Consider the following 13,260-nt stretch of genomic DNA (forward strand, 5'->3'; position numbering starts at 1 on the left):
TTCAGACGGCATTCCCAGGCCCCGACCTTCATCCTGAAGGTGCCCGGCAAAGCCGGGCCTCGAAGGAGGGTCCAGGGAACGCCGGACTTCATCCACAAACTGGAGTGCCTCGCTGGATCCTCCTTCGAGGCTTCGCTCACGCGAAGCACCTCAGGATGATGGCGGAGCAAGCCATTGGGTCCGAAGACGCAAACGCCCGAGCGGAATGGCGAGGAACCGCCCTACACCGCGACGAGCTCGTACACCGCCTGGTCGATCACGAAGGAGCCGTCCGCCGCGATCTCGAAATGCCGGCGAACCGGCTCGGCCATCGCCGCCTGCAGCGCGCGGATCGCCGCGACCTGAACCTCGGGCGTCCGCATCCGGCCGACCCAGGCGGCAAAATCGAGCGGCAGGCGGCGGCGGGTCACGCCGGTGACGGCGAAGCCGGCCTCGGCTGCGATCGCCACCCATTCGGCGGTGGAATAGTCCCGCACATGCGAGGGATCGCGCAGCATCTCGAAGGTCTGCAGGAAGGTGTCGCAGACCGGGCTCTCCGGCGCGATGATATCGGAGATCACAGCCGTGCCGCCGGTCCGCAACACACGGCGCGCCTCGCGAACACCCTTGCGGACATCCTGCCAGTGATGCGCCGAATAGCGCGACAACACGACGTCGAACGACCCGTCCTCGAAGGGCAAGGCCTCGGCCGCGCCCTGCCGCGTCGACAGATTGGCGATGCCGCGCTTCGTCGCCTCGGCCGCGACGGCCGCCAGCATTTCCGCCGACAGATCATAGGCGACCACCGAGCCGACCACCGGCGCGACGCCGTAGCTGACATGGCCGCCGCCACAGCCGAGATCCAGCGCCGTCGCGCCCGGCGTCCGGCCGGCGATCGCGACCATCTGGCCGAGATCGTCACCGGCGGCATGCACGGCGCTGGCGACATAGGCGGAAGCCTGCGCGCCGAACTGCTGCACGACCAGCGCCTCATGGCTGGCATTGGCGACAGGTTTGGAAGCTTCGGCGGAGGGTGGCGACGATTGGGTCATGATGCGGGTTCCTGCGGTCGAGCGGTGGGTGGTGAAGATCTTCGACCGTCGGAAGCGTGATTGCCAGCGCTGATAAACCCGTACCAGATCCAAGTTTATCCTGGTATAAACACTGCCATGATCCCGGAAACCGAGACTGTCCGCCGCCAGGAACTGGGCGAGTTCGTCCGCGCCCATCGCGAGCGCCTGCAACCCTCCATGTTCGGGCTGGAGCCGGGCCGGCGACGGCGCACGCCGGGCCTGCGCCGCGAGGAGCTGGCGCAATTGTCCGGCGTCGGCGCCACCTGGCTGAGCTGGATCGAGCAGGGCCGCGACATCGCCGTCTCGGCCAATGCGCTGGCCCGACTGGCGCGGGTGATGCGGCTGACGCCGGCCGAGCGCGCCTATCTGTTCGACCTCGGCGGCCGGCGCGATCCGCAGGCGGCCGGGAACAGCGGCGCGGACGCCCTGCCCGCCGGCCTCGCCGCCACGCTGGAAGCGCTGCCGACGCCGGCCTATGTGCTCGACCGGTCGTGGACGGCGATCGCCTGGAACGCCGCCGCCGCGCATCTCTTCACCGGCTGGCTCGAAAGCGCGCCGGCGGACGCGCAGCCGACGGCCGCCGGCGACGAGACCGTTTCATGTGAAAACAATCTGCTGCGCTACATCTTCCGCGTGCCCGCGGCGCGGGATGTCATCCACGACTGGGAGACGCGCGCCAGGCGGGTCGCGGCGGAGTTCCGCGCCGACTACAGCCGGCATCTGGAATCGCCGGAAATGCGCGCCCTCGTCGAGGAGCTTTCCCGCGCCAGCCCGTTCTTCGCCGAGGCTTGGGAAGCGCATGCCGTCGTCGACCGCGAGGGCGGCCTGCGCACCTTCGACCATCCGGAGGATGGCTTCCTGCGCTACGAGCAGGCGACCTTCCTGCTCGCGCATCATCCCGATATCAAGCTGGTGCTGCTGACGCCGGCGAACGGCGTGGACGATCAGGCCGCGACGGCGCCGTAGCGGGTCGCCGCCTCGATGGTGAGGCCGGTGCCGACCGAACCGAACGTGTCGCCGTCGACGACGCGGGCGCCCGGCACGGTGCCGAGGATCGCCGCATGGACATGGGCGAGCCGGGTCGAGCCGCCGGTCAGGAACACGGCGTCGATGGCGTCGCGGGCGAGGCCCGCGTCGCGCAGGCAGTCGTCGATCCGCGCCGCGATGCGATCGGCGAGGCCGCGCGTCTTCTCGACCAGCACGCCGCGATCGACCGTCATGGCGAGGCCGCTCTCGATCCAATTCAGCAGCACTTCCACCTTCGGTTCGTCCGAGAGCGCGATCTTCGTCGCCTCGATATCGATGGCGAGGCGATGGCCGCCCTGCTCCTCGACGACATGGATCAGCCGCTCGATCAGTTCCGGGTGCTGCGCCTCGCGACGAACCTCGTGCAACTGCCGCATGATGCCGCTCTCATAGAGCCGGTTGATCGACGACCAGGTGGCGAGGTCGTGATAGTAGCCGGACGGAACAGGAAGGCCGGCGCGCTTCATGCCGGAGCCGAAGCCGAGCAGCGGCATCGCCGTGCCGATCGAGAGATAATGATCGAAATCCGTGCCGCCGATGCGGATACCGTCATTGGCGAGGATGTCGTCGAGCCGGTCGGCCTTGTGGCGGCGTTCCGGTCCGAGACGGACGATGGAGAAGTCGGACGTGCCGCCGCCGATATCGGCGATCAACGCGATCTCCTCGTCGCCGACCTGGCGCTCGTAGTCGAGCGCCGCCGCGATCGGCTCGTACTGGAAGGAAATGTGCCTGAAGCCGACTTCCTGCGCGATGGCCTCGAGCGCTTCCTCGGCCTTACGATCGCCATCCGGATCGCTATCGACGAAATGTACGGGACGGCCATGCACGACGGCATCGATCGCAAGGCCCGACACCGCTTCGGCGCGCTGCTTGATGATCCCGACATATTGCGAGATCACGTCGCGAAACGAGACGCGGCCGCGACCGATTGCGGTCGATTCGTTGATCAGCGAGCTGCCGAGCACCGACTTCAGGCTGCGCATCAGCCGGCCGTTGGTACCCTCGACATAGGCGCGGATGGCGGCGCGGCCGACGGCGGGCTCCGCCCCGTTCGGCGTGTAGAAGATCGCGCTCGGGATCGTCACGCTCGAGCCCTCGAGGGCGATCAGCGCCGGGCCGTCGGCGGAGGACACGCCAAGCGTGGTGTTGGACGTGCCGAAGTCGAGGCCGCAGGCTGTCATGATCGAGAACTCCGTGAAGGGCCGGTCTGGTTAAGGGGTCGGCGCGCCGCGATCAAGGCCGCGGACCCAGAAAAACGCCGCAGTGCAGCATGATCTTTCACGATGAAACCAATGTTGATTTGGTCGCATGGATTGCATGTCGGATTGACGCAGCGTCGGAGGGGGTGTCGATTCGCGACGCCGGGAGACGGGGAGTGACGATGCGCAATCTAACCATCGACGAGGGGCTGAACGCCGCCGGGACGGGCGCCTTCCAGCGCCGCCTGTTCCTGATCTTCGGCCTCGTCTGGACGGCCGACGCCATGCAGGTGCTGTCGATCGGCTTCACGGCGCCGTCGATCGCCAAGAGCTTCGGGTTGAGCCTGCCCGTCGCGCTGCAGACCGGCACGATCTTCTTCGTCGGCATGCTGATCGGCGCCGCCGGCTTCGGCCGCCTCGCCGACCGCATCGGCCGCCGCAATCTCCTGATCATCACCGTGCTGATGGACGCGCTGTTCGGCCTCGCCTCGGCCTTCGCTTCCGACTTCACCATGCTCCTGGTGTTCCGCTTCCTGACCGGCCTCGCCGTCGGCGGCACGCTGCCGGTCGACTACGCCATGATGGCCGAGTTCCTGCCCGCCAACCGCCGCGGCCGCTGGCTCGTCGGCCTGGAGGGTTTTTGGGCCGTCGGCACGGTGATCGTCGCGCTCGCCGCCTGGTATGCCGCCGCCAACGAGATGGGCGACGCCTGGCGCTTCATCTTCGTCATCACGGCGCTGCCGGCGCTGATCGGCCTGGCGCTGCGCTTCTGGGTGCCGGAATCGCCCTTCTACCTGCTCCGCACCGGCCGGCCGGACGAGGCGAAGAAGGTGCTCGACCAGATCGCCACCACCAATGGCAAGCCCGTGCTTGCCGGCCGTCTGACCGAAACGCGCGAGCCGCGCCTGCCGCTGTCGGCGATCTTCGCCGGGCCCTATGCCCGCCGCTCCTGGCTGATCCTCGCCGCCTGGCTGCTGGTGTCGATCTCCTATTACGGCATCTTCGTCTGGCTGCCGGGCAAGCTGGTCTCGGGCGGCGAAGGCTATGGCTATCTGCGCGGCTACGGCTTCCTGGTGCTGCTGGCGCTGGCGCAGATCCCCGGCTACGCGCTCGCCGCCTGGGGCGTCGAAAGCTGGGGCCGCAAGCCGACGCTAATCGCCTTCCTGCTGCTCTCGGCCGCCGGCTGCTTCCTCTATGCCGTGCTGGCCGACCCGGTCTGGATCGGCGCGGCGATGATGCTGATGAGCTTCGCGCTGCTCGGCACCTGGGGCGCCCTCTACGCCTTCACGCCGGAGCTCTACCCGACCCCGCTGCGCGCCAGCGGCATGGGCCTCGCCGGCGCCATGGCGCGCCTCGGCGGCCTGCTGGCGCCGACGCTGGTGGGCGCCGTCGTCGCCTATTCCTTCAACGTGGCGCTCGGCCTGTTCGCCGTGATCCTGCTCCTCGGCGCCCTCGCCACCTGGGCGATCGACGTCGAGACCAAGCAGAAGCCGCTGACCTGAGGCGAGGCCCTCACCCCAACCCTCTCCCGCACGCGGGAGAGGGAGTACGCCTGAGCCCGCTGGGTCGCGGGTGACAGCTTCCCGATCCATGAAGGCCGCCGGCCGAAAAGCCCTCGCCCGCTTGCGGGAGAGGGTTGGGAGAGGGTCTTTCGGCGACCAACGCAGCAAAAAGCCGGCGCCCATTTCGAGCGCCGGCTTTTTCTTTGGGATCACCGTCCATCTTCCGGTGAGGGCGTATCCCCTCACCCGCCGGCCTGCGGCCGTCGACCTCTCCCCATGGGAGAGGTGAAGAAACTCACATGTGGATCGGCTTGAACCAGGCGGCGAGCGCCGCTTCCTTGATCGATTCCGACATGGTCGGATGCGCGTGCGTCGAGCGGGCGAGATCCTCGGCAGAACCCGCGAACTCCATCAGCACGACCGCCTCGTGGATCATCTCGCCGGCGCCCTTGCCGACGATATGGGCGCCGAGCAGGCGATCGGTCGCGGCGTCCGACAGGATCTTGACGAAACCGTCGGTCGCCAGCATGGCGCGGGCGCGGCCGTTCGCCGAGAACGGGAACTTGCCGACCTTGTAGGCGATACCGGCGGCCTTCAGCTCTTCCTCGGTCTTGCCGACGGTGGCGACTTCCGGGCTCGTGTAGACGACGCCGGGAATGGCGTCATAGTTCACATGGCCGGCCTGGCCGGCGAGGATCTCGGCGAGCGCGACGCCCTCATCCTCGGCCTTGTGCGCCAGCATCGGGCCGGCGATGACGTCGCCGATCGCGTAGATACCGGGAACATTGGTCTGGTAGTGGCCGTCAACCTTGACGCGCTTGCGCTCGTCGAGCTCGACGCCGACCGCCTCGAGGCCGAGCCCCTCGGTGAAGGGACGGCGGCCGATCGCCACCAGCACGACGTCAGCCTCGATCGTCTCGGCGGCGGCTTCGCCGGCCTTGGCCGGCTCGACCGTCACCTTCAGCGTCTTGCCGCTGGTGTCGACGGCGCTGACCTTGGTGCCGAGCTTGAACGAGAAGCCCTGCTTCTCCAGGAGGCGCTGGAACTGCTTGGCGACCTCGCCGTCCATGCCGGGCAGGATGCGGTCGAGGAACTCGACCACGACCACCTCGGCGCCGAGGCGACGCCAGACCGAGCCGAGCTCGAGGCCGATGACGCCGGCGCCGACGACGACGAGCTTCGACGGGACCTTCTGGAGCTCGAGCGCGCCGGTCGAGGTGACGACGCGCTTCTCGTCGATCGGAACGCCCGGCAGCGGGGCGGAATCGGAGCCGGTGGCGATGACGATCGCCTTGGTCTCCAGCGTCTCCGAGGTGCCGTCTTCCTTGGTGACGACGACCTTGCCGGGCGCGGCGATCGAGCCGGTGCCGATATGACCGTCGATCTTGTTCTTCTTGAACAGATAGGCGACGCCGTCGACGTTCGACTTCACCGTCGCATCCTTGTGCGCCAGCATGCCGGGCAGATCGAGCTTCGGCTTGGCGACCTTGATGCCGAACGCGTCGAGATGGCCGACTTCGTCGAACAGCTCGGAGGCGTGCAGCAGCGCCTTGGACGGGATGCAGCCGATGTTGAGGCAGGTGCCGCCATAGGTGGCCCGCTTCTCGACGACGGCGACCTTCAGGCCGAGCTGCGCTGCCTTGACGGCGCAGACATAGCCACCCGGACCGGAACCGATGACGATGAGATCGTAGGACATGGGGACTCCCGGACGATTTTTGGCGTTAGCCAGCGGCGCATTCCGCGCAAATGAAAATGGCCGGAGGCGTGGCGGCGGCGCGCGATGCGCCTATCCGTTGCTCCGGCCGGCTTGATGGAGAAGCGCGCCCGGAACGGGCGCGCTGAATTCGCGGGCCTCCGCCCCCGCCACCAGAAGGCCGCCCGGAACGCGGGAGCGCGCCGGGACTGCCTGGGGTTGGGGGACGAAAGCCATCGGGTTCCGTCCTCGCGATCAGAGATCGAGAACGAGGCGCTGCGGATCCTCGAGGCACTCCTTGACGCGCACCAGGAAGGTCACGGCTTCCTTGCCGTCGACGATGCGGTGATCGTAGGAGAGCGCCAGATACATCATCGGGCGGATCTCGATCTTGCCGCCGACGACCATCGGCCGCTCCTGGATCTTGTGCATGCCGAGAATGCCCGACTGCGGCGCGTTCAGGATCGGCGTCGACATCAGCGAACCGTAGATGCCGCCATTGGTGATCGTGAAGGTGCCGCCCTGCATCTCGTCGATCTTGAGCTGGCCGTCACGGGCGCGCTTGCCGAGGCCGGCGATCGTCTTCTCGATGCCGGCGAGCGACAGCTGGTCGGCGTCGCGCAGGACCGGAACGACGAGGCCCTTATCGGTGCCGACGGCGATGCCGATGTTGTAGTAGTTCTTGTAGATCAGGTCGGTGCCGTCAATCTCGGCGTTGACCGCCGGGATTTCCTTCAGCGCCTGGATCACGGCCTTGGTGAAGAAGCTCATGAAGCCGAGCTTCACGCCGTGCTTCTTCTCGAACAGATCCTTGTACTGGCTGCGCAGCGCCATCACCGCGCCCATGTCGACCTCGTTGAAGGTCGTCAGCATGGCGGCGGTGTTCTGCGCATCCTTCAGGCGGCGCGCGATCGTCTGGCGCAGCTTGGTCATGCGGACGCGCTCTTCGCGCGAGGCGTCGTCGGCCGAGACCGGGGCGCGGACCTGAACCGGGGCGGCAGGAGCCGGCGCGGTGGCGCCGCCGGCGATGGCGCCGATGAGGTCGCCCTTGGTGACGCGGCCGTCCTTGCCCGTACCGGCAACGGCGGCGACGTCGATGCCGCTCTCGGCGGCGAGCTTGGCGACGGCCGGGCCGTTGGCATCGGCGGCGGCCGACTTGGCGGGCGCCGGAGCCGGTGCGGCGGGGGCTGCGGCCGGAGCGGCGGCCTTGGGAGCCTCGGCCTTGGCGGGCGCGGCGGCGGCGCCGGAAGCCGCGATGGTGCCGAGCAGCGCGCCGACGCCGACCGTGTCGCCATCCTTGGCGGCGACGGCCTCGATCACGCCGGCGACCGGCGACGGAACCTCGATCGTGACCTTGTCGGTTTCGAGCTCGACAACCGGCTCGTCGACCGCGACGGTCTCGCCGACTTTCTTGAACCACCGTCCAATAGTGGCCTCAGTCACGGACTCGCCGAGGGTCGGGACACGGATTTCGGTTGCCATGGCTTGGTCTCTTACCGTTCGAACTTGGGTGGGCGTTCTGGATGAAACGAGAGGCAGCCGGCGCGCGGGGAGCGCGCCGGCCTGGATGATTTACGCGAGCGCGTCTTCGAGGAAGGCGTTCAGCTGGGCCAGATGCTTGGACATCAGGCCCGTCGCCGTCGCCGCCGAAGCCGGACGACCGGTGTAGCGGGCGCGGGCCGACTTGCCGCCGACCTGGCCGAGCACCCATTCCAGATAGGGCTCGACATGCGCCCAGGAACCCTGGTTCTTCGGCTCTTCCTGGCACCAGACGATCTCGGCGTTCTTGAAGCGCGAAAGCTCCTGCACGAGCGCCTTGAGCGGGAACGGATAGAGCTGTTCCACGCGCAGCAGGTAGACGTCGTTGATGCCGCGCTTCTCGCGCTCCTCGTAGAGGTCGTAATAGACCTTGCCGGTGCAGAGCACGACGCGGCGCATCCGCTCGTCGGTGGTGAGCTGGATCGGCTCGTCCTTCAGGAACTCGGCGTCATCCCACAGCAGGCGATGGAACGAGCTATCCGGGCCGAGCTGCGCCAGCGTCGACACGGCGCGCTTGTGGCGCAGCAGCGACTTCGGCGTCATCAGGATCAGCGGCTTGCGGATGTCGCGCTTCAGCTGCCGGCGCAGGATGTGGAAGTAGTTCGCCGGCGTCGTGACGTTGGCGACCTGCATGTTGTCTTCCGCGCACATCTGCAGGAAGCGCTCGAGGCGGGCGGAGGAGTGCTCCGGACCCTGGCCCTCATAGCCGTGCGGCAGCAGGCAGACGAGGCCCGACATGCGCAGCCACTTGCGCTCGCCCGACGAGATGAACTGGTCGAACACCACCTGGGCGCCGTTGGCGAAATCGCCGAACTGCGCTTCCCAGAGCGTCAGCGCGTTCGGCTCCGACAGCGAATAGCCGTACTCGAAGCCGAGCACCGCTTCTTCCGAGAGCATCGAGTTGATGACCTCGTAGCGCGCCTGGCCCTCGCGGAGATTGTTGAGCGGGATGAAGCGCTCCTCGTTCTCCTGGTCGTAGAGCACCGAATGGCGCTGCGAGAAGGTGCCGCGCTCGACGTCCTGGCCCGAAAGACGGATCGGATGGCCTTCGTTGGCGAGGGTGGCGAAGGCGAGCGCCTCGGCGGTCGCCCAGTCGATGCCGACGCCGGTCTCGATCGCCTTCTTGCGGTTGTCGAGGAAGCGCTGGACGGTGCGGTGGACGTGGAAGTCCGCCGGAACGTCGGTCAGCTTCGCGCCGAGCGCCTTCAGCGTCTCGATGTCGACGCCGGTCTTGCCGCGGCGCGGCTCGTCGTCGGCGGCGGCGGCCTTCAGGCCCGCCCAGGCGCCGTCGAGCCAGTCGGCCTTGTTCGGCTTGTAGGACTGGCCTGCTTCGAACTCGACCTCGAGGCGCGAGCGCCAGGCAGCCTTGGCCGCCTCGACTTCCTCCGCCGTCATCAGGCCTTCGGCGATCAGCTTCGACGAGTAGATCTCGACGATCGCCGGATGGCTGCGGATGTTCTTGTACATCAGCGGCTGGGTGAAGCCCGGCTCGTCGCCTTCGTTGTGACCGAAGCGACGGTAGCAGAACATGTCGATGACGACCGGCTTGTGGAACTTCTGCCGGAACTCGATCGCGATCTTGGCGGCGAAGACGACCGCTTCCGGATCATCGCCGTTTACGTGAAAGATCGGCGCCTCGATCATCTTGGCGACGTCGGACGGATAGGGCGACGAGCGCGAGAAGCGCGGATTCGTCGTGAAGCCGATCTGGTTGTTGACGATGAAGTGGATGGAACCGCCGGTGCGATGGCCCTTCAGGCCCGACAGGCCGAAGCACTCCGCCACGACGCCCTGGCCGGCAAAGGCCGCATCGCCATGGATCAGCAGCGGCAGCGTGCCGGTGCGGATGTAGTCGTTGTGCAGGTCCTGCTTGGCGCGCGCCTTGCCGAGCACGACGGGATCGACGATCTCGAGATGCGACGGGTTGGCGGTCAGCGACAGATGCACCTTGTTGCCGTCGAACTCGCGGTCGGACGAGGCACCGAGATGGTACTTCACGTCGCCCGAGCCCTCGACGTCGTCGGGTGCGTAGGAGCCGCCCTTGAACTCGTGGAACAGCGCGCGGTGCGGCTTCGCCATCACCTGCGTCAGCACGTTCAGACGGCCGCGATGCGCCATGCCGACGACGATCTCGTGCACGCCGAGATTGCCGCCGCGCTTGATGATCTGCTCGAGCGCGGGGATCAGGCCCTCGGCGCCGTCGAGACCGAAACGCTTGGTGCCAGTGTACTTGACGTCGAGGAACTTCTCGAAGCCCTCGGCCTCGATCAGCTTGTTCAGGATCGCCTTCTTGCCTTCCGGCGTGAAGGTGATCGCCTTGTCCGGGCCCTCGATGCGCTCCTGGATCCAGGCCTTCTCGACCGGATCGGAGATGTGCATGAACTCGACGCCGAGCGTCGAGCAATAGGTGCGCTTCAGGATCTCCAGCATCTCGGGGATGGTGGCGAATTCGAGCCCGAGCACGTTGTCGATGAAGATCTTGCGGCTGTAGTCGGCCTCGGTGAAGCCGTAGGAGGAGGGATGCAGCTCCTCGTGGTCGCCGACGGTGGCGATGTGCAGCGGGTCGAGATCGGCATGCAGATGGCCGCGCATGCGGTAGGCGCGGATCATCATGATCGCGCGGACCGAATCGCGGGCCGCCTGCTGGATCGCGGCTTCCGACAGCACGGGGGCGGCGGCCTGGCCGTTGGCGGCAGGCGCCGCGGCGGCCTGCGCCGCCTTGGCCTTCAGCTTGTCGGTGACCGTCTTCTCGATCTGGCCCCAGTTGCCGTCCATGGCCGAGACCAGCTCGCCATTGGCGTGCAGCGGCCAGTCGGCGCGCTGCCACGGCGCACCGCGCGCTTCCGCCACCACGGCCTTCGGATCATCCTTCAGCGCTGAAAAGAACGTCTGCCATTCGGGATCGACCGAAGCAGGATCGCTCTGATAGCGGGCATATAGATCCTCGATATAGCTGGCATTGCCGCCATACAGAAAGGATGAGGTCGCAAAGGCCGCGTTGGCTTGCTCGCGTGACATGTGCTGGTTGAGGAGCGCCGCGCTCCTCTCTCCCTTATCGCGCGGCCACGCGCCGCGCTCTTGTTGAAAAACCGACATTCCGGCAGTCGGAATGTCGGTCTTGCCTCTTAGCCCTTCAAGACCTCAACCAAGGTCTTTCCAAGGCGCGCCGGCGACGGCGACACCCGGATTCCGGCTGCTTCCATCGCCGCGATCTTGTCTTCCGCGCCGCCCTTGCCGCCGGAGATGATCGCACCGGCATGGCCCATGCGACGTCCCGGAGGCGCCGTGCGGCCGGCGATGAAACCGACCATCGGCTTCTTGCGGCCGCGCTTGGCCTCGTCAGCCAGGAACTGCGCCGCTTCTTCTTCGGCCGAACCGCCGATTTCACCGATCATGACGATCGACGTGGTCTCATCATCGGCCAGGAACATTTCCAAAACGTCGATGAATTCGGTTCCCTTGACCGGATCGCCGCCGATGCCGACGGCCGTCGTCTGGCCGAGGCCTTCCTGCGTCGTCTGGAACACGGCCTCGTAGGTCAGCGTGCCGGAGCGCGAGACGATGCCGACCGAGCCCTTCTTGAAGATGTTGGCCGGCATGATGCCGATCTTCGAGGCGTCGGCGGTGACGATGCCGGGGCAGTTCGGGCCGATCAGGCGCGACTTGGAGCCGGCGAGCGAACGCTTGACCCGCACCATGTCGAGGACGGGGATGCCCTCGGTGATGCAGACGATCAGCGGGATCTCGGCGTCGATCGCCTCGCAGATCGCGTCGGCGGCGCCCGGCGGCGGCACGTAGATCACGGAGGCGTCGGCGCCGGTGGCGTCCTTCGCCTCGGCGACGGTGTCGAACACCGGCAGGCCGAGATGGGTCTGGCCGCCCTTGCCCGGCGACGTGCCGCCGACGACCTTGGTGCCGTAGGCGAGCGCCTGCTCGGAATGGAACGTGCCGTTCTTGCCGGTGAAGCCCTGGGTGATGAGTTTCGTGTTCTTGTCGATCAGGATGGACATCAGACGGCTTCCTTCACGGCCTTGACGATCTTCTGGGCAGCGTCGTCGAGATCGTCGGCCGGGATCACGTTCAGGCCGCTCTCGCGGATGATCTGCTTGCCGAGCTCGACATTGGTGCCCTCGAGGCGCACGACGAGCGGAACCTGCAGGCCGACCGTCTTCACCGCGGCGATGACGCCGCGCGCGATGACGTCGCACTTCATGATGCCGCCGAAGATGTTGACGAGGATGCCCTTCACCTTCGGATCGGAGGTGATGATCTTGAACGCCGCCGTGACCTTCTCCTCGGAAGCGCCGCCGCCGACGTCGAGGAAGTTGGCCGGGCTCTCGCCGTAGAGCTGGATGATGTCCAGCGTCGCCATGGCGAGGCCGGCGCCGTTGACCATGCAGCCGATCGAGCCGTCGAGCGCGATATAGGCGAGGTCGAACTTCGACGCCTCGATCTCCTTGGCGTCTTCCTCGGTCTCGTCACGCAGCGCGACGACGTCGGGATGACGGTAGAGCGAGTTCGAATCGAACGACACCTTGGCGTCGAGCACCTTGAGGTTGCCGTCGGTCGTGACGATCAGCGGGTTGACCTCGAGCATCGCCATGTCCTTGGCGACGAAGGCGGTGTAGAGCTTGGCGACGACGTCGTTCGCCTGCTTGGCGAGCGGGCCGGAGAGGCCGAGCGCCTTGGCGACGGTCAGGCCGTGATGCGGCATGATGCCGGTCGCCGGATCGACGGAGAAGGTCTTGATCTTCTCGGGCGTCGAATGGGCGACTTCCTCGATGTCCATGCCGCCTTCGGTCGAGACGACGAAGGCGATGCGCGAGGTTTCGCGGTCGACGAGCAGCGAGAGGTAGAATTCCTTCTCGATGTCCGAGCCGTCCTCGATGTAGAGGCGGTTGACCTGCTTGCCAGCCGGGCCGGTCTGGATGGTCACCAGGGTGTTGCCGAGCATCTGGCCGGCGAAGGCCTTGACCTCGTCGATCGACTTGGCGAGGCGGACGCCGCCCTTCTCGCCGGCAGCGGCTTCCTTGAACTTGCCCTTGCCGCGACCGCCGGCATGGATCTGCGACTTGACGACCCAGAGCGGGCCGCCCAGTTCCTTCGCAGCCGCTTCAGCCTCTTCCGGGGTGAAGATGGCGATGCCGCGCGATACGGGGGCGCCGAATTCCTTCAGCACCGCCTTCGCCTGATATTCATGAATATTCATAGATGACGTTCCGCCTTTTGGGGCTGTCTCTGAGCTT

The 13,260-nt window shown here is 67.0% G+C and carries 9 protein-coding genes; 2 read left to right on the top strand and 7 right to left on the bottom strand.

All coding sequences use genetic code 11. From position 1 onward, the window contains the following. Positions 1-221 precede the first annotated feature (221 nt). Positions 222-1,031: a class I SAM-dependent methyltransferase gene (locus AC6HZP_RS23870; RefSeq protein WP_497524851.1), complete on the bottom strand. Its 810-nt coding sequence runs from the start codon at positions 1,029-1,031 to the stop codon at positions 222-224. A 117-nt stretch (positions 1,032-1,148) separates the two neighbouring features. Here AC6HZP_RS23870 and AC6HZP_RS23875 point away from each other — a divergent pair, with 117 nt between their 5' ends. Then, positions 1,149-2,018, top strand: a complete 870-nt coding sequence (locus tag AC6HZP_RS23875) for a helix-turn-helix transcriptional regulator (protein WP_497524852.1) — start codon at positions 1,149-1,151, stop codon at positions 2,016-2,018. Here the strand turns inward: AC6HZP_RS23875 and AC6HZP_RS23880 are convergent. Then, complete coding sequence (locus AC6HZP_RS23880) at positions 1,997-3,259, bottom strand: Hsp70 family protein (RefSeq protein WP_497524853.1); 1,263 nt, start codon at positions 3,257-3,259, stop codon at positions 1,997-1,999. The genes AC6HZP_RS23875 and AC6HZP_RS23880 overlap by 22 nt on opposite strands. 200 nt (positions 3,260-3,459) lie before the next feature. On the opposite strand from AC6HZP_RS23880, the gene AC6HZP_RS23885 reads away from it, so the two are divergent. Then, positions 3,460-4,779, top strand: coding sequence for an MFS transporter (locus AC6HZP_RS23885; protein WP_201401401.1), 1,320 nt, complete (start codon positions 3,460-3,462; stop codon positions 4,777-4,779). A 295-nt stretch (positions 4,780-5,074) separates the two neighbouring features. Here AC6HZP_RS23885 and lpdA read toward each other — a convergent pair whose 3' ends face one another. From lpdA to sucC, 5 genes are all read right to left on the bottom strand, one after another. Next, the gene (gene lpdA, locus AC6HZP_RS23890; protein WP_497524854.1) at positions 5,075-6,478 is read right to left on the bottom strand and encodes a dihydrolipoyl dehydrogenase; all 1,404 of its coding nucleotides are present in this window, start codon (positions 6,476-6,478) and stop codon (positions 5,075-5,077) included. A 252-nt stretch (positions 6,479-6,730) separates the two neighbouring features. Beyond that, positions 6,731-7,957, bottom strand: coding sequence for a 2-oxoglutarate dehydrogenase complex dihydrolipoyllysine-residue succinyltransferase (gene odhB, locus AC6HZP_RS23895; protein ID WP_497524855.1), 1,227 nt, complete (start codon positions 7,955-7,957; stop codon positions 6,731-6,733). Between the two features lie 90 nt (positions 7,958-8,047). Beyond that, complete coding sequence (locus AC6HZP_RS23900; RefSeq protein WP_497524856.1) at positions 8,048-11,032, bottom strand: 2-oxoglutarate dehydrogenase E1 component; 2,985 nt, start codon at positions 11,030-11,032, stop codon at positions 8,048-8,050. A gap of 107 nt (positions 11,033-11,139) precedes the next feature. Further along, on the bottom strand, positions 11,140-12,024 hold the full coding sequence (sucD, locus tag AC6HZP_RS23905) for a succinate--CoA ligase subunit alpha (protein WP_201401405.1): 885 nt from the start codon (positions 12,022-12,024) through the stop codon (positions 11,140-11,142). After that, a complete protein-coding gene (gene sucC / locus AC6HZP_RS23910; protein WP_497524857.1) occupies positions 12,024-13,223 on the bottom strand; it encodes an ADP-forming succinate--CoA ligase subunit beta in 1,200 nt (399 codons plus the stop codon). The genes sucD and sucC overlap by 1 nt, the downstream gene beginning before the upstream one ends. Between the last annotated feature and the right edge of the window lie 37 nt (positions 13,224-13,260).

Source organism: Kaistia sp. SLG-1 (assembly GCF_059699055.1).